At 59.2% G+C, this 15,899-nt stretch carries 24 protein-coding genes; 4 read left to right on the top strand and 20 right to left on the bottom strand.

Annotated features, from left to right (window positions below):
• Positions 1 to 5 precede the first annotated feature (5 nt).
• Complete coding sequence (locus ACEVBK_RS00470) at positions 6 to 479, top strand: DUF2231 domain-containing protein (protein ID WP_375056688.1); 474 nt, start codon at positions 6 to 8, stop codon at positions 477 to 479.
• A gap of 17 nt (positions 480 to 496) precedes the next feature.
• On the opposite strand, the gene ACEVBK_RS00465 is transcribed toward ACEVBK_RS00470, so the two are convergent.
• The 10 genes from ACEVBK_RS00465 to ACEVBK_RS00420 form a co-directional block, all read right to left on the bottom strand.
• On the bottom strand, positions 497 to 931 hold the full coding sequence (locus ACEVBK_RS00465; protein WP_375056687.1) for a hypothetical protein: 435 nt from the start codon (positions 929 to 931) through the stop codon (positions 497 to 499).
• Between the two features lie 353 nt (positions 932 to 1,284).
• Positions 1,285 to 1,593: a hypothetical protein gene (locus tag ACEVBK_RS00460; protein ID WP_375056686.1), complete on the bottom strand. Its 309-nt coding sequence runs from the start codon at positions 1,591 to 1,593 to the stop codon at positions 1,285 to 1,287.
• A 289-nt stretch (positions 1,594 to 1,882) separates the two neighbouring features.
• A complete protein-coding gene (locus ACEVBK_RS00455; protein ID WP_375056685.1) occupies positions 1,883 to 2,203 on the bottom strand; it encodes a hypothetical protein in 321 nt (106 codons plus the stop codon).
• A 145-nt stretch (positions 2,204 to 2,348) separates the two neighbouring features.
• The gene (locus ACEVBK_RS00450; RefSeq protein WP_375056684.1) at positions 2,349 to 2,819 is read right to left on the bottom strand and encodes an NUDIX hydrolase; all 471 of its coding nucleotides are present in this window, start codon (positions 2,817 to 2,819) and stop codon (positions 2,349 to 2,351) included.
• Positions 2,820 to 3,197 (bottom strand): endonuclease/exonuclease/phosphatase family protein, encoded by a 378-nt coding sequence (locus tag ACEVBK_RS00445; protein ID WP_375056683.1) that lies wholly within the window; start codon positions 3,195 to 3,197, stop codon positions 2,820 to 2,822.
• A 2-nt stretch (positions 3,198 to 3,199) separates the two neighbouring features.
• Complete coding sequence (locus tag ACEVBK_RS00440) at positions 3,200 to 3,628, bottom strand: SRPBCC domain-containing protein (RefSeq protein ID WP_375056682.1); 429 nt, start codon at positions 3,626 to 3,628, stop codon at positions 3,200 to 3,202.
• 233 nt (positions 3,629 to 3,861) lie between these two features.
• Positions 3,862 to 4,284 carry an N-acetyltransferase gene (locus ACEVBK_RS00435; RefSeq protein ID WP_375058486.1) on the bottom strand — a complete coding sequence of 141 codons (423 nt, stop codon included), beginning with the start codon at positions 4,282 to 4,284 and terminating at the stop codon, positions 3,862 to 3,864.
• Entirely contained in the window at positions 4,284 to 5,339 is a 1,056-nt protein-coding gene (locus tag ACEVBK_RS00430; RefSeq protein ID WP_375056681.1) for a MerR family transcriptional regulator, read from the bottom strand. Before ACEVBK_RS00430 ends, ACEVBK_RS00435 begins: the two co-directional genes overlap by 1 nt.
• Before the next feature lie 30 nt (positions 5,340 to 5,369).
• On the bottom strand, positions 5,370 to 5,897 hold the full coding sequence (locus tag ACEVBK_RS00425) for a class I SAM-dependent methyltransferase (RefSeq protein ID WP_375056680.1): 528 nt from the start codon (positions 5,895 to 5,897) through the stop codon (positions 5,370 to 5,372).
• Entirely contained in the window at positions 5,897 to 6,268 is a 372-nt protein-coding gene (locus tag ACEVBK_RS00420; protein ID WP_375056679.1) for a class I SAM-dependent methyltransferase, read from the bottom strand. The genes ACEVBK_RS00425 and ACEVBK_RS00420 overlap by 1 nt, the downstream gene beginning before the upstream one ends.
• 134 nt (positions 6,269 to 6,402) lie before the next feature.
• Here ACEVBK_RS00420 and ACEVBK_RS00415 point away from each other — a divergent pair, with 134 nt between their 5' ends.
• Positions 6,403 to 6,621 carry a hypothetical protein gene (locus ACEVBK_RS00415; RefSeq protein ID WP_375056678.1) on the top strand — a complete coding sequence of 73 codons (219 nt, stop codon included), beginning with the start codon at positions 6,403 to 6,405 and terminating at the stop codon, positions 6,619 to 6,621.
• A 21-nt stretch (positions 6,622 to 6,642) separates the two neighbouring features.
• On the opposite strand, the gene ACEVBK_RS00410 is transcribed toward ACEVBK_RS00415, so the two are convergent.
• The 3 genes from ACEVBK_RS00410 to ACEVBK_RS00400 form a co-directional block, all read right to left on the bottom strand.
• Positions 6,643 to 7,011 carry a restriction endonuclease gene (locus ACEVBK_RS00410; RefSeq protein WP_375056677.1) on the bottom strand — a complete coding sequence of 123 codons (369 nt, stop codon included), beginning with the start codon at positions 7,009 to 7,011 and terminating at the stop codon, positions 6,643 to 6,645.
• Between the two features lie 148 nt (positions 7,012 to 7,159).
• Positions 7,160 to 7,378 carry a hypothetical protein gene (locus ACEVBK_RS00405; RefSeq protein WP_375056676.1) on the bottom strand — a complete coding sequence of 73 codons (219 nt, stop codon included), beginning with the start codon at positions 7,376 to 7,378 and terminating at the stop codon, positions 7,160 to 7,162.
• Between the two features lie 54 nt (positions 7,379 to 7,432).
• Positions 7,433 to 7,852, bottom strand: a complete 420-nt coding sequence (locus ACEVBK_RS00400) for a hypothetical protein (protein ID WP_375056675.1) — start codon at positions 7,850 to 7,852, stop codon at positions 7,433 to 7,435.
• Positions 7,853 to 8,003: 151 nt separating this feature from the next.
• Between ACEVBK_RS00400 and zntB the strand changes: the two genes are divergently transcribed.
• Positions 8,004 to 8,969: a zinc transporter ZntB gene (zntB, locus tag ACEVBK_RS00395; RefSeq protein ID WP_375056674.1), complete on the top strand. Its 966-nt coding sequence runs from the start codon at positions 8,004 to 8,006 to the stop codon at positions 8,967 to 8,969.
• 55 nt (positions 8,970 to 9,024) lie between these two features.
• On the opposite strand, the gene ACEVBK_RS00390 is transcribed toward zntB, so the two are convergent.
• The 7 genes from ACEVBK_RS00390 to ACEVBK_RS00360 all read right to left on the bottom strand — a co-directional run bounded on the left by ACEVBK_RS00390 (position 9,025) and on the right by ACEVBK_RS00360 (position 15,107).
• On the bottom strand, positions 9,025 to 9,519 hold the full coding sequence (locus ACEVBK_RS00390) for a hypothetical protein (RefSeq protein ID WP_375056673.1): 495 nt from the start codon (positions 9,517 to 9,519) through the stop codon (positions 9,025 to 9,027).
• Positions 9,520 to 9,651: 132 nt separating this feature from the next.
• Positions 9,652 to 9,786 (bottom strand): entericidin A/B family lipoprotein, encoded by a 135-nt coding sequence (locus ACEVBK_RS00385; RefSeq protein WP_375056672.1) that lies wholly within the window; start codon positions 9,784 to 9,786, stop codon positions 9,652 to 9,654.
• A gap of 69 nt (positions 9,787 to 9,855) precedes the next feature.
• The gene (locus ACEVBK_RS00380) at positions 9,856 to 11,244 is read right to left on the bottom strand and encodes an ABC transporter ATP-binding protein (RefSeq protein ID WP_375056671.1); all 1,389 of its coding nucleotides are present in this window, start codon (positions 11,242 to 11,244) and stop codon (positions 9,856 to 9,858) included.
• Positions 11,241 to 12,077: an ABC transporter permease gene (locus ACEVBK_RS00375; protein WP_375056670.1), complete on the bottom strand. Its 837-nt coding sequence runs from the start codon at positions 12,075 to 12,077 to the stop codon at positions 11,241 to 11,243. The genes ACEVBK_RS00380 and ACEVBK_RS00375 overlap by 4 nt, the downstream gene beginning before the upstream one ends.
• Positions 12,074 to 13,009 (bottom strand): ABC transporter permease, encoded by a 936-nt coding sequence (locus tag ACEVBK_RS00370; RefSeq protein ID WP_375056669.1) that lies wholly within the window; start codon positions 13,007 to 13,009, stop codon positions 12,074 to 12,076. Before ACEVBK_RS00370 ends, ACEVBK_RS00375 begins: the two co-directional genes overlap by 4 nt.
• The gene (locus tag ACEVBK_RS00365) at positions 13,006 to 14,526 is read right to left on the bottom strand and encodes an ABC transporter substrate-binding protein (protein ID WP_375056668.1); all 1,521 of its coding nucleotides are present in this window, start codon (positions 14,524 to 14,526) and stop codon (positions 13,006 to 13,008) included. The genes ACEVBK_RS00370 and ACEVBK_RS00365 overlap by 4 nt, the downstream gene beginning before the upstream one ends.
• 257 nt (positions 14,527 to 14,783) lie before the next feature.
• Positions 14,784 to 15,107 carry a MoaF N-terminal domain-containing protein gene (locus tag ACEVBK_RS00360; RefSeq protein ID WP_375056667.1) on the bottom strand — a complete coding sequence of 108 codons (324 nt, stop codon included), beginning with the start codon at positions 15,105 to 15,107 and terminating at the stop codon, positions 14,784 to 14,786.
• Between the two features lie 223 nt (positions 15,108 to 15,330).
• Between ACEVBK_RS00360 and ACEVBK_RS00355 the strand changes: the two genes are divergently transcribed.
• Entirely contained in the window at positions 15,331 to 15,870 is a 540-nt protein-coding gene (locus tag ACEVBK_RS00355) for a glutathione peroxidase (protein ID WP_375056666.1), read from the top strand.
• Positions 15,871 to 15,899: the final 29 nt, after the last annotated feature.

Raw genomic sequence — 15,899 nt, 5'->3', positions numbered from 1 at the left:
TGTCGATGGAGTCGATTAACAGCCAGATTAAAATATTTGGCCATCCCATTCACCCTGGTCTTGTCCATTTCCCGGTGGCCGCGCTGCTTGGCCTGATTGCGTCCGACCTGGCATTTTTGTACAGTGCCGATCCATTTTGGGCCAGAGCCAGTTTGTGGCTGGCCGGGGTCGGCGCCATCGGCGGCTGGCTTGCCAGTGTCGCAGGACTGATGGATTTGCTGCTGGTCAGCCAGATAAGACGCCTGATCACTGGCTGGTGCCACGCGATGCTCGCAGTAATGTTGCTGTCGCTTGCCACCTTTAACTGGATGCTGCGCCTGCCTGATGCTGCTGCTCAGATCATGCCGAAAGGGCTTTATCTGTCTCTGCTCAGCGGCTTGTTGATTGTCGTTACCGGTTATCTGGGTGGCCGGCTGGTCTATGAATATGCGGTTGGCGTGAACATTGACGACATGCTGCAGCAAGACGCTAACCCCTGAGCTGGCGGCAAGGCTATTCAAACAAACCACAGCAAAGCCTCCTGCTCGGGTTTAAGCAATACCAATACAATGATGCCTAACAAAAACAACAATATAACAGCGAGTAATCCAGAACACTTGCCTGCTATACCACTGGCCTTTGGCCTGTTGCTGTACAAAATCAGTAATCCTGCAACAACATGGCAAATTACCAGGCCGGTCACCAGGGTCAGCTTTAGCAACAACCAGCTTTCAAAATTGCCTTCAACGGCAAAAATTGCCGTACCAGAGACTATCGTCAGCAAGCCGGCCGGACTGGCCAGCCGGGTAAACCACAGCCGCTGTAGGCTATCGCCATTATTGCAGGTTTGCTGGCCAGCCAATGTAACGCCCGAGATAAGCAATAATAAAATACACAAGGCTGCCGCCCAGGTTACCAGGCTACCAATATGAAAAAACAACAACCAGGCCATTAACCCATTCCACCAGTTACAGTTAAAGTAAAAGCAAGCAGAATCATAGATAAAACATTAATTAGATAAAAATTTTAAACGCTGCTTTAACTGTAGCAGACAAAGTCAGAATCGCAGCCCCCGTACAGCGCTAAAACTCAGAAATATATTTTCATAAAGAACGCTTTGCTCACCCGAGCAGGGTTCACCCAGAAAACGATAAAAATACTGGTTCGCTGCGCGCACAAGATCTAACCTTATGAAGAGCTTAAGGGCAAACCCAGGCGTCACATGAAGCACCTTCAGAACAAACCTGGCAGGACAAAAAGTACGTTGAACATCACTTCACCAGATATACTGCGCGATACTGATTCTTATTTTAATGTTTCATTTTCAGCACCGCCAGCCAAGCCTTTGAGTAAGACTTCCATCGCATTTGCGCCGTCAGTTAAAGCCCGGCCTCGATGTAGGTGTTTAACTCCATCCTCTTGCTCGTTAATAAGAACGCCGTTAAAAACGGCAACCTCTTTTGCCATTGAGTATGCATCTGGCTGTTCTTCCTTGAACCTCTCTAACATGGCTATGCTGGCAATCACAAAACCTCTTCTCTCGCCATCGTTTCCTCTGGAGGAATTTTTGATGATTTCGCCAGCTTGACATTCAATGCTTTTCAGCTCCGCCACTTGAGATTCAGCAGCCTATTCTTAGCCTCCAAAGATACTGAGCCATACATAAATAACGATATAATTAACACCAAGACAAGCATATAAGAAAGATGTATGAATTCTTATTTAATGCCAGCCACTGAATGAGATAATTTATTATTGATACTAGTCCACCAATGATTCCCATAGCGATTGCCCGGTTTTCCACAGGCACTACTCCTTGAAACATAACACCCGGCACACATGCCAGTTTTGAGCCAAAACACGTCGAAAAAATGGTCGCCGTGATACCGTTGGTTAAAAGGCTCTACCATGAATAAATCTCACCCTCATCACCCACTATTTTTGCAGCAAGTACCTTTGCGGCTTTAGACGCAATAGCGTGAACAGGATTACTCGGTGACTCGATAGTATCAGACGCTTTGAAAGATGCCCGGCCGCTTGAAAACCAAATGCATGATTCCCAACCAGACCTCTTTCCAAACCCGAAAAAACCACCACTAGTGAACAGTACTTCTACATCACCAGGCTTAGGCGGGAACACGATCTGCTCTCCCGTGGATGGATTCACCGTTTTAGCGCCTTCTGTATTGATTCGAGCACCTTCAATGGAGTCGATAGCAGACACCCACTCCTCTAATGAGATCTTTGAGTCTTCCCTTTCTATGTGTAGTACGTATGCCATTTCATACCTTTAACGATTAAGATAAGGGGCGGACTTTGGCCCGTACCGGTGAGCGAAGCGAACTATTTAAGCGCATGGTTAGACTACATTACCCACGCTGCACAACATGTTGGAAAATAAGGGTAGGTTGGGATAGGGATTCGCGCAAAAAAGAAGGGTAAAGTTCTAACCCTGGGAGTAACTCTTTAGGAAACCAACGAAACTCCCGTCGTTTATCAGCTTCAACACCGATATGGCTTCGTGACTTTTCGAGCAGTGCAGACTTAGGATGGAAGTGAGCTTGGAAATATAGACCAACCTCGTGATTTGGCTTATTTGAGTAAGTGAAGAAATTTTCAACGACATAGAGAAGTCTGCTGCATTCTATGAATTCATTCAGCTCTTCTTCCATTTCGCGAAGAATAGTCGTTCGGGCATCTTCGCCAGACTCGACACGGCCGCCAGGAAGTGCCCAGAATGTATCGTTCTCAAGTTTATGGAGCAGAACATGGCCGTCGTGGACAAAAATTGCGGCTGCGTGAACTTGAAAACGATGGCCTGAGATATCAACGGAGATCATTTATGTAATTGCTCCTACCCATAAAAAGCCGTCCCTGATCCTGGCCTTGTTAACAGTTGACACACAAGACCAGCCGCTCCATTCCAATTTTTTTACTAGATGCCCGTTTCGGGAAAAAACACCAACACCTCGACTTTTAGACTCCCCAAACCACAGATAATCTCCAGCCCACTCTCTATATTCAAGGGTTGATAACTCCGGATTTTCACATTCCTGAATTACTAAGACATCAGCTTGCAAGCAAGCTGCTTCAGAAAGCTTCCGCCTCAGCGCTCCATTGCAGTTCCAAGTTACTATTTTCATAGGTTGAGACAGGTAACGGCGCGAGGCACGAGCGTCCGTCGCCGCATGCATGAATTTAATGGCCTTATTAGGCATGGCTAGAACTTTCGCACCTGAAAAGGAATGCCTACTCCTTCTTCGCAATACTGCTTTAAGCTCAGGAGAAAAATCGCCCAATTATAATTACAGAAACGATAGAACTCTGTCACTTCTCGCCAGCCTGTATGTCGAAGAATTACAGATGTCTTTCCACCTTTTTCATTAATATCAAAGCTGATTTTTGTCCCGACCCATTCTGGATCTGAGTCGATGCAGTGCCAGACCATCTTGCTGTCTGGAGTCAGGTCTTCAATTTCCATCTTCGTCGGCGTTTCATCACCGAACGAAAATTCATTGACCGCACCTAGCTGCGCCGTAAAAACGAGTTCTTTGGTCCATACTTCAGACAACCCTTTCGCAGTCGTCAACACTTCATAGACTTTTGACGCAGATGCTTTTATATACTGGATGTGTTCAATATTTGCCATAAATATACCCGCTTATTTTATTTGGGTATCCGGATTTCCTGGTTGTTTTGCGCGACTGGAAGATAAACGACAAGTGAAATTCACAACGGATTAACTGGTAGATAGCTTGCTTAGTTCGCCTTATTTGTCGGGGCGAGGAACCCGCCGAATTCCAACGAGGCTTCAATAGAGCCAGTACGAGCCCCGCGATACCGTCCACTGTATCGGGGTAATCCACGGGCTCAATTAGCGCCCTACCGCCAGAGCATCAATAGTTCCGGCTGGCCGGTGTGCGGATCGAGCTGTTCCTGCTGGACGGAAAATCCGTGCCTTTCGTAGAAGGCGATACTGTGGTGGTTTAACTTGTAAACCGTCAGGCTCAATTCGCTGCCCGCATCCTGGACATATTCCAGCAACTGGGAGCCTATTCCTCCACCTTGGCTTTCGGGCAGCACGAACAGTGCCGCCAGGGTACTGTCCAGCAGCGACAGAAAGCCGACAACCGCGCCCCCCTCTTCACAGACATAGGTTTTGGCGGCGGGAAGGTAGCAGTCGCGGAGCTGGTCCACGCGCTGGATCCAGAACTCGGCAGGCACGAAGTCGTGGGCGATGATAGAGGCCTCCAACCAGATCTTTACCACTGCGTCGGTATCTGCCGCCGTCATTCTTCTGATCATCACTCAACCCTTCCCCGGTTTACTTGCTTTCTGCTAGTCAGATAGTGTGATACTGCGGCCTGCAGGTAGTCCATCGTATGTTTATTCAGCAAGCTGCCCTTGCGCAGCCTCGGGTCGGTCTGCTGTGCTTGTCGCACCTTATGTTGCAGCTGTGGGTCGCTACCGGTGTACTCGTCGAACAGGTCGAGCCAGCGGCCGGCGAGCCGCTGCACTTGCGCATCGTCCACTCCGGCGCCGGCTTCCTGAAGTTCGGTCAGCTCGGCCAACAGAGCGGGCCAGCGGGCCATGGCCCGAGGATAGTGTCGTTGCATGGTCTGGAACTCTGCCACTGTCAGTAGCGGCCGGTAGAGGTCGAGCCGACTGTGGGCAAAGGCCTCGGTAATGTAGCGCTGTTGCTCGCGGGTGATGCCAAACTGCAGCTGCAGTATCTGCTCCTGCTCATAGCTGCGTATCAGCTTGTTGAACAGCACTGGGTGGCGGGCGGCGTCCTGCTCCAGGGTCTCCATCCAGTGCTCTGCCAATGATTTGGCTGGGGCGGCGTCCGGCGGCACCTGTAGGTGTCGCAGCTGGCTCAGTTGGGCCACCAGGGATTGCCAGTGACCCCGGGTTTTCAGAGGGCGCTGGTAGGCCTGCAGGGCGGCCAGTTGCTTATCGCTGAAATGGCGTTCATAGACCTGCATCAGTGCCAGCAAATCCAGCAGGTCACAGCTTTCCGCCGTCGTGCCGCCCTGCAGTTGGCTGTCGATGCGGTTCAGTTTCTCGAGCATTTGCCGGGCCTGTTCCAGCTGTCGATGCAGGGCTTCCCGCTGCCGGGCGATAGAGTCCCGCAACTCCGGAGTACCGTCAGCCATCAGTTCCCCGATGGCTGAGAGCGACAGGCCCAGTCCTTTGAGAAGCTGGATCTGGTACAGCCGGGCGACGTTATCGGCATTGTACAGCCGGTACCCCGCCGCGCTGCGCGCAGCCGGGATCAGCAACCCGATCCGGTCGTAGTGGTGCAGGGTGCGCACGGTAACGCCGGTGCGTTTGGCCAACTGGCCGACTTTCAACAACATCAGATTGGCAGGCCTCCCGACAGGCGGCGATCAACATTCCGCGACGATATAGCGAAAACCTCCGCCGGCACTCTGCAGGCCGTCCTTGCGGCGGGCGAAGTAGCGCCGGTTCAGGTCCTGCGCCGTCATGTCCCTGACCCTGGCAAACCCCAGGTCGTTGAGCCCCGCCACCAGCTCGGCCGGACCGAAGTGCGCCCGCCAGGGCTCACCCATCTTCGCGAACATCTCCGCAGTCACGCGTTCCATTGCCTGTTCTATCGGATCCAGCAGTCTGCTGGTCACCCGGTAATCGAACACTATGCCACTTCCTGCCGGGAGGCTGGCCACTATGGTCAGGGTCTGCCAGACGGACTCCTCGCTCAAGTAGGGTGTTACACCCAGACAGGAGAACCAGGTAGGCTGGTCCAGACTGCAGCCGGCCCGCTCAAGCCGGGCTGCCAGGTCGTCGGTCGCCATATCCAGGTCCAGCCAGCAGCAGTTTCCCGGCAGCTCCGCCCCGCAATCCAGGAGCCGCTGGCGCTTCTCGGCCAGGGTGGCCGGTTGGTCGACTTCCACCATCAGTACGCAGGGGTGATCCGCGGCGGCACGCAGGGGTGATCCGCGGCGGCACGCAGGGTGAAAGTATCCAGCCCCGCACCCAGTATTACCAGTTGCCTGACTCCCTCGGCCAGCGCTTCGGTGAAGGTATCCTCCGCCAGCCGGCTTCGGCCGACGACCGCCGCCCGCATGGAACGGGCCGCCGGGTCGTTGAACTGGAACGGATCGTCGATTACGCACCGGCGCAGCGATGGTTCGAGAATGGGCAGCGCGAAGGGATCCGCCAGGACGGACGGTTCATCCAGCAGCTGGTGCACCGCCCGTGCGGTAGCGACTCTCCGGGCCGAGGAAGAGGGGCGGGCTTGCGGGGCTTGGTTGTCGAGGGAACTCATAGCTCGTCTCCGATTTACAGATTCAGTAAAACACGAGCGAGGAAGCCTAAACCCTGACGCAACGTGAGGGTCAAGCCGGATATGTGAAATGTTGTACGATCGATGTGCCAGTTGGTGAGCTCGGCAGGGCAACCATGGCCTACAGCATGGGCCTGCCCGAGCAAGAGAAGAACTTCGGCGTCGATGAATATTTCATCGGTGCACCCGGTCATGTTGAGCATCGGCGATACATCTATACTGGGATTTTCCTTAACCCAATCGCCATCTATGGCCGGAAAAAACTCCTTTATTCTTGCGGCAGATCTTATGTGCATATTTATCCGCACAGTCTTAATGAGCAGCGTCCCGTCTAGGCTTGTCCAGTCGGATTCGTTCTACTCCCTGACGATAAGAAGGTCTATCCTATTTTGTCGAGCTTTCTTGATAGCGCCTGATTGGTAACCGGTCTTCGTTGCAAAGAGAGCCCGAAGATCGGGAAGATCTCTGATCTTACCTATCAGTGCATCGATCTTTTCGACGCTCACAGTCGACTTGTAGTCCTTACACTCAATAACCGTTTTATACACTACGCCAGCCAGCTCATACTCCCAGTGCAAGTCAAACTCGCGGTCCACGCCACAGTTATCTCTCAATCTCTTGTTTCTTTCGATCTTAATGTTCTTTTGTGCGGTGATGTCTTCTGCCCTCAAGAGAGCCTCATGGATACTCCCGACAAACTCTTCGTAGGCTTTACCGTCTCTCATCAAAGACTCCAGATATTTCCATTGGACGATAACGCCGTGTTAAGGGCTGAACAACGCCACCACCAAACCTAAACCATTGTGCCGTAAAACACAAAAGCTGAAGCAAACCGAAAATGCCAAGCGTTGAGAATCCCTCTTGAACGCTTTGTTATGTTTTTGCCTCAAAGTATGGACCAATGTATTGCCATGTAATTAAGATTAAAATTCCAGCAATAAAAGCAGAAATAATTGGATGTTTAAAAATTAGAGCTAATGGGTTAATGGACTTACCCACAATACTCTGCAAATGCAAAATCGCATCTTCTACTTTTTGAGGTGTACCACCACTTACAGTTTTAGACTTGCAATATAAGAATCCCTCAAGCAATTCCTTTGCTCGCTTTTTTGGAATTTGTGGGTCATATGCTTCTTCTAAACACTTTCAATATTGATCTGTTTTCTTAATTTTATAGCCCATTTCCCCTCCAATAGTTAAATGAAATTGCTCCGAAAACATAACAATTGTATATTGACCTGGCTCATTTACACTCATCGAACCAAGTCGACAAATATTTATAACCAACTGATAAAAAATGGTATTTTCTACATCTACGCCAGCCGGCGCCGAAGAAAACAAGCCGGCTTGATAACCCCATATACCGGCTCGGTTGTCTCTTCGCCTGCCTGCTATCCGCCTGAAACAGGGCGGATTTCTTATCGGCTTGCCGGGGTTATCGAGAAGTCCGATGAGGGTTATCGCGCCCGTACAGTGGTTCTTGGCTGTTGATACTGCACAAACACATCTCCATACGAGCCCCAATGGAATGCTACCGCCCGTCACTGTTTGCAGGTTCAAGCGCATCCCCGACTTACTCATTTGTGACTAGTTTTGTCGCTTCATCGGCAAAAGGCAATTGCGGAATGTCTCTTTTGCGATGCTGGTGGCAAGCCCCGGCTGAGGCCGTCAGCGCTTTGGTGTAAGCTGGTCGCTCTGGCTACTGAGGAGGAATGCGATGGAGCAGGTGCCGGTTAACAGTATTTATCGCCTGGTGCTGGACGGCGCCGGGGGCATGCGGCCGCTGGCTGCGGGGGCCGGGCTGCCGGCGGACGGGCCCGCCTGGGTGCACCTGGATTACGGGGATCCCGAAGCGGCCCACTGGCTGATGCACACCCCCTTGCTGAACGAGGCCGCCCGGGAGGCACTGCTGGGCCAGAGCAGCCGGCCCAAGCTGGTGCGCCAGGGCGACAACCTGCTGCTGATCCTGCGCGGCATCAACCACAACCAGGGGAACAGGCCCGAGGAAATGGTGGCCCTGCGCATCTTTATCACCCCGGAGCTTATCCTCAGCAGCCGGCGCCGGCCGCTGCTGTCGGAGCAGGACGTATGCGATCAGCTCGAGCAGGGGGCCGGGCCGGTCAACCCGGGCGACTGGCTGGTGGAAATGTGTGACGCCCTCACCGACCGGGCCGGCGAGTTCGTGGAAGAGCTGCACGATCAGATACTGGAGCTGGAAGAAGCGGTGCTGGAGCGCAAGCTGCCGGGCAACGGCCGGCTGGGGCGTATCCGCAAGCAGTTGATCCTGATCCGCCGCTACCTCTCGCCCCAGCGGGATCTGGTGGCCCGGCTGGCCAACGAGAAAATCGGCTGGCTGGACGAGGACGATCGCCGCCGCCTGCAGGACATCGCCGACCGGCTGCGTCGCTGGCTGGACGATCTGGACGCGGGTGTGGCCCGCACCGCCGTGCTGGCGGACGAAATCAACAACCTGATGACCGAGGCCACCAACCGCCGCGCCTACCAGATCTCGGTGATGGCACTGCTGTTCCTGCCCGCCACCTTTCTCACCGGCCTGTTCGGCATCAACCTGGGCGGCATTCCGGGGGCCGAAAGCCCGCTCGCCTTCTGGATTTTCTGCCTCACGGTACTGGTGTTGGGGGTGGTACTGGGATTCTGGCTCAAGCTGCGGCGCTGGTGGTAGCCAGCCCTGTTTACGCGATTGGCATCGTGTCTTGGAGCACTGTGGTTGACGATAGCTACAGGCCAAACACCAGCAGCAGGCCGAACAGGGCCAGCAGCCAGGCGCTGATGGCCAGTTCGTCGCAGGCGTGGTTGAAGAAGCGGCGCTTGAGGGCGATGGCCTGGTCCAGCTCCCGGCCCAGTCGCCGGTATTCGGCCTGCAGCCGTTCCAGGCTGGCCGGGTCGTCGCCGTGCAGCAGGGCGTCCAGCTCGGCCGTCAGCGGCGTGGCGGGCGCCTGCTCCGGTGGGCGAAAGCTCAGCAGGGCGTGGCCCCAGCCGCAGGCCAGGGTAAAAAAGGCCAGCAGGCACAGCACCAGGGTGATCCAGCCCAGGGGGGTGGTCGGGTGGAACAGCGGGGCGGCGTTGAAGGCGGTCAGCACGCCCAGGGCCACCAGCAACAGGCTGAACAGGGTCAGCAAGCGGCCGCCCCCGCCCTCCAGCCGGCGCAGCTCTCGCCCCTGCTCGGCCAGGTGTGCGCCAAGATGGCCGATGGTCGCCTGGCTTGCGTTCATGCCTCCTCCCCTGGCTCTGTCATAACCCGCCTGCCCTGAGGATAGCGAAGAATAAGCCCGTCTGGGTACCGGGCGGCGGCAGGCAACGAAAAAGGGCCGGAGCGGGTGCTGCCGGCCCTTGGCCCGGGGTGCTTAGTAGGTGGAACGCTGAATCGCTTCGCCGCCCGCCTCTATGTCTTCACCTGCACCACGCATGGTGTTGCAGCCGCTCAGCAATGACAGGGTAAGCAGTGACAGCAGAACCAGGACCGGGGTACGTTTTTTCATGGGTTATCTCCTTGCCAACCGTTTGGGGAGTGCCTTTGGAGTCTAGCAGCTCCCTCCCCGTTTGGCCCCCTACCCCAGGGTCAGCACCCGATCCGCCACCTTGTTCACCAGCGCCGCCTCGTGGCTCACCAGCAGCAGGGCACAGCCCCGCTCCCGGGCCAGATCCGTCAGCAGCCTGATGGTCTGCTGCTGGGTCACCAAATCCAGGCGCGAGGTGGGCTCGTCGGCAAACAGCAGCACCGGCTCCAGCAGCAGGATGCGCAAAATCGCCAGCCGCTGCAGCTCGCCGCCCGATACCTCCCGGGGCGAACGCGCCAGCAGCTCGGGCGAGAGCCCCAGCCTGGGCAGCAGCCGCTCCACCTCGGCCCAGTCCTTGCGGTGTAATTTCACCACGTCCTTCAGGCTCTGGCCCAGGCTGCACCAGGGCGCAAAGGCGGCGGGCGGATCCTGGTAGAGCTTCTGGTAGCGGGTGCGCGGCAACGCAACGTCGCGCCATACGGTGCCGGCGTCCGGCTCCAGCAATCCCAGGCAGATGCTGCCCAGGGTGCTCTTGCCGCAGCCGCTGGGGCCCACCACGCCCATCACCTCGCCGGCGCGCAGCGTGAAGGAGATATCCCGGAACAGGGGGCGGCCGCCCCGCTCCTTGGCCAGCCCCTCCACCTTCAGCACGGTGGCGCCGGCGTTCAGGGGGGCCAGTTCGGGCCAGGCGGCGGGCTCGGCGGCCAGCAGGGCCCGGCCGTAGTCGCTGGCGGGCGCCTTCAGCACCTGCTCCGCCGGGCCGGATTCCAGCACCTCGCCGTTGCGTACTATCATCACCTCGCCGCCCAGCTGGCGGGCCACGGCGATGTCGTGGGTAATGGTCAGCAGGCCGCCGCCAGCCTCCGCCACCTGCCGGAGCAGGCCGGTCACCTGGTCGCGGCTGCCTGCGTCCAGGCCCTTGGTGGGCTCGTCGGCAATGACGATATCGGCACCGCCGGTGCTGGCGGCGGCAAAGGCCAGCCGCTGCATCATGCCGCCCGACAGCTGGCCCGGCAGCCGGTGGAGGGCGTGGCCCAGGCCGAGCCGGGTCAGATCCTGTTCGGCCTGGCTGCGAGCCTGGGCCCAGTCCACACCGGCCACGTAACGGTAGCCTTCGGCTACCTGCTCGCCGGCCCGCATGGTCGGGTCCAGCGCCAGCCAGGGCTCCTGGGGCAGCATGGCCAGCTTTCTCCCCCACAACCGGCGCCGGGCAGCGGCGGGCTGATGGGTAAGCTCTTCGCCCCGCAGCCAGATCCGGCCCCGGGCCTGCAGCCCCGCCGGCAGGTTGCCCATAATGGCCTGGGCAATCAGGCTCTTGCCGGAGCCGGTTTCCCCCAGCAGGGTAAGCGGCCGGCCGGCCCTGAGGGTAAACGACAACGGCCGCACTATGGCATCTGCCGCCGCCACCGCCAGTTGTTCTACTTTCAGCAGTTCGCTCATGGCTTGCGGCCTCCCGCCAGCAGGTTGAGGGCCAGTACCAGCAGGAACACCGCCGCTATGGGTTGCAGCAGCACCCAGGGCGCCTCGTGGTAGTAGGGCAGCAGCTCGGTCATCATCAGGCCCAGTTCGGCGGTGGGCGGACGTAGCCCCACGCTGACAAAACCCAGGGCGGCAATGGCCAGGATGGCGGTGGCGGCGCCGAAGGCCCCCAGGGTCAGCACCACCGGCGCCAGGGCCGGCCACAGGTGGCGGCGCAGTATGTAGCCGGGGCTGAAGCCGAGCAGGCGCGAGGCCTCGATTTGCGGCGAGGCCATCAGGGTACGGGTGGTCAGGCGCACCACCCGGAAGTATTCAATCCACAGCACCAGCGCGATGCCCACGTACAGGGTCCAGAAGTTGCCCGGCGCTATGGCCACCAGCAGCAGCACCAGCAGCAGGCCGGGCAGGGCCAGCAGGGTGTCGGCCAGCACGCTCAGGCCCCGGTCCACCCAGCCGCCGCGCCAGCCGGCCAGCACGCCCAGCAGCACGCCGGGCACGGCGGCGGTCAGCACCCCGAGCAGGGAAAGGCCGAGGGAAAGCTGCACCGCCGAGCTCATGCGGGCCAGCATGCTGCGGCCCAGATGATCGGTGCCCAAGGGTTCGGCCAGGCTGGGCGCGGCCAGGATCTGGCTGTAGTTCTGTCGGGCCGGTTCCAGCTCGGCCACCAGCGGCAGGCCGAGGCCGAACAGGGCCAGCGCCAGCAGCAGGGCGGCGCCCAGCCGCTGGCGGGGACTTAAAAAACGGCGGCCGGCGGCGGGGGCCGCCGGGGCAGCCAGGGTAGCGGCTTGGGTCATGCTTCCCTCCTTCTCGGGTCGATACGGTGGCACAGCAGGTCCACCAGGGCGTTAAGCAGTACGAACATCAGCCCCAGCACCAGGGCGGTGCCCTGGATCATGGGTACGTCCCGCGCCACTATGGCGTGCACCAGGGCATGGCCGATGCCGGGCCAGGCGAACAGGGTTTCCACCACCACCACGCCTTCGATCAGGTACACCAACTGCATGGCCTGGTGGGCCAGCACCGGCACCGCCACGTTACGCAGGCCGTGGCGGCTGAACACCCGCCCCTCGCCCAGGCCCTTGGTGCGGCCGAAGGCGTAATAGGCGGAACTGGCCACGCCCTGCATGGCGTTGCGGCTCACCCGGCAGGCCACGGCGGCCAGCCCCAGGGCCAGGGTCAGCGCCGGCAGCAGGGTGTGGGCCGCGGTGCCGTGGCCGGCGGCGGGCAGCCAGCCCAGTTGCACCGCCAGCAGCATCACCAGCAGGATGCCGATCACGAACTGGGGCAAGGCGCGCAGCACAGTAGCCAGCAACAGGGTCAGCCGGTCGAGCCGGCCGCCGGGCCTGAGTCCGGCCAGGATGCCGAGCGGCGGGCCCAGCAGCAGCGACAGCCCCACGGCGGCGGCGGCCAGCTTGAAGGAATGGCCCAGTTGGTGGCGCAGCTCGTCGACCACCGCCTCGCCGCTCACCAGGGAATGGCCCAGATCCAGGCGCAGCAGGTCCCACAGCCAGTGGCCCAGAGCCTGCCAGGCGGGCAGGTCCAGACCCAGCTCGGCGCGCACCGCGGCGGCGGCGGCGGCGTTCACATAGTCGTAGCCGTAGCGGCCGGCGGCGATGCGAAAGGCCATGTCCCCGGGCAGGGCGTGGGTGAGGATATAGGTCAGCACCCCCACCATCAGCGCCACCAGGGCGGCCTGCATCAGCCGGTAGCTCAATACCGGTATCACTGGGCCCACCTCATCTCGCTCACCCGATAGTTACGCTCGAAGGGATCGATGCTGAAGCCCTCCACCTTGTTGGAAACGGCGGCGGTCTGCTGGTACCAGGCCACCGGGATCACCGGCAGCTGCTCATGCAGCAGGGTGGCGGCTTCCAGGCGCAACCCGGACACGGTCTCGCCATCGGTTTCCGCCAGCAGTTGCTGCAAAATCTCGCCCAGGCGCGGGGAATGCCAGTTCATGGCACCCCAGTCGCCACCTTGGGGGCCGAAGTCCTGCAGCAGGGTGCCGAGGGGATCCGGTACCAGGGCGAAGTTGCGCGCCATCAGGCCCAATTGCAGGCTGCCGTCCCGGTGGCCGGCGGGAATTTCGCTGGAGTTGGTGACGTTGACCGTCAGTTCAACCCCCAGCTCCCGCAGCTGATCCTGCATGGCGGTGGCCAGCAGCGGCAGTTCGGGCCGGTCCGCGAAGGTGGTCAGGGTCAGTTTGAAGGGTTCGCCGTTGCGGCTGAGCATGCCCTTGCCATCCGCCTGCCAGCCCAGGCCGGCCAGCAGGGCCCTGGCCTGGTCCAGATCCCGCTCGGCACCGGCTACCTCGCTCAGGTGCCAGTCGGTCAGGGACGGCGGGAACAGCTGGCCGGCCGCCGCCTCGGGGGTGCGCAACAGGGCCACGGCCATGCCGGTGCGATCCAGCGCCAGGCTCAGGGCCCGCCGGGCCTCGGGCTCGGCCAGGGCGGGATCGCCGGCGTTGAGCTTGAGGGTCACGGTGCGGGGAATGGGCTCGGAATACACGCCGAGCCGGTTGTTGCGCTGTAGCCGGGCCTGGCTGGCCGGATCCAGGGTGAAGACGATGTCGGCGTCGCCGCTTTCCGCCATCAGCGCCCGGGTCTCGCCCCGGCCGGCGGCCAGGTAGCTGAGCTGTTCGATGGCGGGCGCCTCGCCCCAGTAATCGTTGAAGGCGGCGGCGGTCAGCTTCTGCGGCATCTGCAGTTGCTCGATGCGGTAGGGGCCGGTGCCGATCACCTGGGTGGCCTCGCCGGCCTCGTTGTAGGAGGCGGGCGCCAGTATCTGGGCGGAGCTGTGGGCCAGCAGCGCCGGCAGCGGCGCGAAGGGGCTGTTCAGGCGGATCAACAGCTCAGCGCCCTCGGCGGTAATATCCGCTATCGGCGCCTCGGTCAGCATGCCGGGCTTGGCCAGGGCCAGTTGCAGCGCCTTGGCCGCTACCTCGGCGGTGAGCGGGCTGCCGTCGTGGAAGCGCACACCCTGGCGCAGGGCGAAGCGCCAGCTCAACTGGTCATCGGAAATGGTCCAACTCTCGGCCAGGCCGGGTTTGGAGTGGCCCTGGTTGTCCACCTCCACCAGGGTTTCACCGATCTGCAGCCGGGTGTAGACATAGCCGGCCTTGGAAGGATCGGTACTGCCGATTTCCCAGGGCGCGACGATGTCGAGCACGCCCTCGGTGGCATGAGTCGAGGCGGCAACGGCCAGCAGGCCGGCGCCGAGAAGGGGATAGCGCAATTGCATCATGGGGGCTACCTGGATACGAATGAAAACGAATGATTTGGTTATAATATAACATCACAATTTATCATCGTCGTCACCCCGCATTACAAGCATTTTGATGCTTCAGGTAAAAAGTGCGCTTGAGGCGTCAGGCTGGCCCGCTGACAAACGGCTCGCGGGACAAACAGACCACATACAACCCAAGCCTGTTTGTTCCTGGTTTTACTATTGCCTCACAGGACCGGTAAGAAACGCTTCTTATCCGATGGTGGCTTCCGACCTCAACTCATACGAGTCCAAGGCCCCGTCAAGTTCAGGAAAGTCTGGTCGGGTAGCGTGATGGCGGCATGGACGGTGCCGTTCTCAAAATCTTCGACCTGAGCAACCGTTGTGCCGTCGGCTTCTTTCCAGCTCACCATGAACACGCCGGGGCGGATCGGAATGGCCTGGTAGGCCTCGGTGGCAGCAGCAGCATCAAAGTCCGTTTCAGCATCCTTCGCCCAGCGCAGGGTTTTACCGTCGGCACTGAAGGAAATGCGATAAACATGCTCGCCATAGTCGGCCCGATAATCGTGGCCCAGGGCGGGAAACTGGTTTTTAGTCATGGAATATCTCCTGTGTTATCTCAATAACTGATCCTAATAGTGCTACCTTGACCGGGCACCGCACGCAGACACGCCGTGAACCCATCCCTGGCGCGAAGGGTCTACTTAGCAGCACCCGGTCGCTGCCGATAGTGCACTTCTATTCGGAACAGCTATTGAAAGATGACTCGACCAAAGCATACAACCTAAGCTATGGCTATGGACCAGCGAGGGAGAGAGCAAGATGAAAAAACTGTTCAGTGGCCTGTGCAGCCTGCTGTTGTGCCAGACGGCAAGCGCGGCACAGCCGGACACCGGCGCCCTGTTCGAGCACCGGCTGCCCCGGCTGCATGCCGGTGAAACGGTGGACATGCGCCAGTTCGCCGGCCAGCCGCTGCTGGTGGTGAACACCGCCAGCTTCTGCGGTTTTACCGGCCAGTTCGAAGGGCTGGAGGCGCTGTACCAGCGCTACAAGGATCGCGGCCTCCGGGTGGTGGGCTTTCCCTCCCACGACTTCCGTCAGGAAGCCGACGACCAGGCCAAGACGGCGGAAGTCTGCTACGTGAACTTCGGCGTCACCTTCGACATGGTGGCGCCCATCAAGGTGCGGGGCGACGATGCCCACCCCATCTTCCGGGAGATCGCCCGCCAGAGCGGCAAGGCGCCACGCTGGAACTTCTACAAGTACGTGATCGACCGGGAAGGGCGGGTCACGGCGGTGTTTTCCAGCCTGACCAAACCGGACGACAAGAGACTGAACACCGCCATAGAGGCGGTGTTGTAGTCACCCCGCGATATGGATTGTCACCCCCG

Origin of the sequence: Zobellella sp. DQSA1, from assembly GCF_041950555.1 — a bacterium.
GTDB lineage: Bacteria > Pseudomonadota > Gammaproteobacteria > Enterobacterales > Aeromonadaceae > Oceanimonas.
Note: the sequence above shows the minus strand (reverse complement) of the source record. Positions and strands in the feature narration are given on the sequence as shown.

What these genes read in the sequence shown, in the direction of transcription:
- ACEVBK_RS00365 (WP_375056668.1), bottom strand. Translation starts at nt 14,526, where the DNA reads ATGATGCAATTGCGCTATCCCCTTCTCGGCGCCGGCCTGCTGGCCGTT.
- ACEVBK_RS00440 (WP_375056682.1), bottom strand. Translation starts at nt 3,628, where the DNA reads ATGGCAAATATTGAACACATCCAGTATATAAAAGCATCTGCGTCAAAA.
- ACEVBK_RS00415 (WP_375056678.1), top strand. Translation starts at nt 6,403, where the DNA reads ATGGCCTACAGCATGGGCCTGCCCGAGCAAGAGAAGAACTTCGGCGTC.
- ACEVBK_RS00435 (WP_375058486.1), bottom strand. Translation starts at nt 4,284, where the DNA reads ATGATCAGAAGAATGACGGCGGCAGATACCGACGCAGTGGTAAAGATC.
- ACEVBK_RS00385 (WP_375056672.1), bottom strand. Translation starts at nt 9,786, where the DNA reads ATGAAAAAACGTACCCCGGTCCTGGTTCTGCTGTCACTGCTTACCCTG.
- ACEVBK_RS00470 (WP_375056688.1), top strand. Translation starts at nt 6, where the DNA reads ATGGAGTCGATTAACAGCCAGATTAAAATATTTGGCCATCCCATTCAC.
- ACEVBK_RS00410 (WP_375056677.1), bottom strand. Translation starts at nt 7,011, where the DNA reads ATGAGAGACGGTAAAGCCTACGAAGAGTTTGTCGGGAGTATCCATGAG.
- ACEVBK_RS00375 (WP_375056670.1), bottom strand. Translation starts at nt 12,077, where the DNA reads ATGACCCAAGCCGCTACCCTGGCTGCCCCGGCGGCCCCCGCCGCCGGC.
- ACEVBK_RS00450 (WP_375056684.1), bottom strand. Translation starts at nt 2,819, where the DNA reads ATGATCTCCGTTGATATCTCAGGCCATCGTTTTCAAGTTCACGCAGCC.
- ACEVBK_RS00355 (WP_375056666.1), top strand. Translation starts at nt 15,331, where the DNA reads ATGAAAAAACTGTTCAGTGGCCTGTGCAGCCTGCTGTTGTGCCAGACG.
- ACEVBK_RS00380 (WP_375056671.1), bottom strand. Translation starts at nt 11,244, where the DNA reads ATGAGCGAACTGCTGAAAGTAGAACAACTGGCGGTGGCGGCGGCAGAT.
- ACEVBK_RS00420 (WP_375056679.1), bottom strand. Translation starts at nt 6,268, where the DNA reads ATGAGTTCCCTCGACAACCAAGCCCCGCAAGCCCGCCCCTCTTCCTCG.
- zntB (WP_375056674.1), top strand. Translation starts at nt 8,004, where the DNA reads ATGGAGCAGGTGCCGGTTAACAGTATTTATCGCCTGGTGCTGGACGGC.
- ACEVBK_RS00360 (WP_375056667.1), bottom strand. Translation starts at nt 15,107, where the DNA reads ATGACTAAAAACCAGTTTCCCGCCCTGGGCCACGATTATCGGGCCGAC.
- ACEVBK_RS00430 (WP_375056681.1), bottom strand. Translation starts at nt 5,339, where the DNA reads ATGTTGTTGAAAGTCGGCCAGTTGGCCAAACGCACCGGCGTTACCGTG.
- ACEVBK_RS00465 (WP_375056687.1), bottom strand. Translation starts at nt 931, where the DNA reads ATGGCCTGGTTGTTGTTTTTTCATATTGGTAGCCTGGTAACCTGGGCG.
- ACEVBK_RS00445 (WP_375056683.1), bottom strand. Translation starts at nt 3,197, where the DNA reads ATGCCTAATAAGGCCATTAAATTCATGCATGCGGCGACGGACGCTCGT.
- ACEVBK_RS00390 (WP_375056673.1), bottom strand. Translation starts at nt 9,519, where the DNA reads ATGAACGCAAGCCAGGCGACCATCGGCCATCTTGGCGCACACCTGGCC.
- ACEVBK_RS00400 (WP_375056675.1), bottom strand. Translation starts at nt 7,852, where the DNA reads ATGCGCTTGAACCTGCAAACAGTGACGGGCGGTAGCATTCCATTGGGG.
- ACEVBK_RS00425 (WP_375056680.1), bottom strand. Translation starts at nt 5,897, where the DNA reads ATGGTGGAAGTCGACCAACCGGCCACCCTGGCCGAGAAGCGCCAGCGG.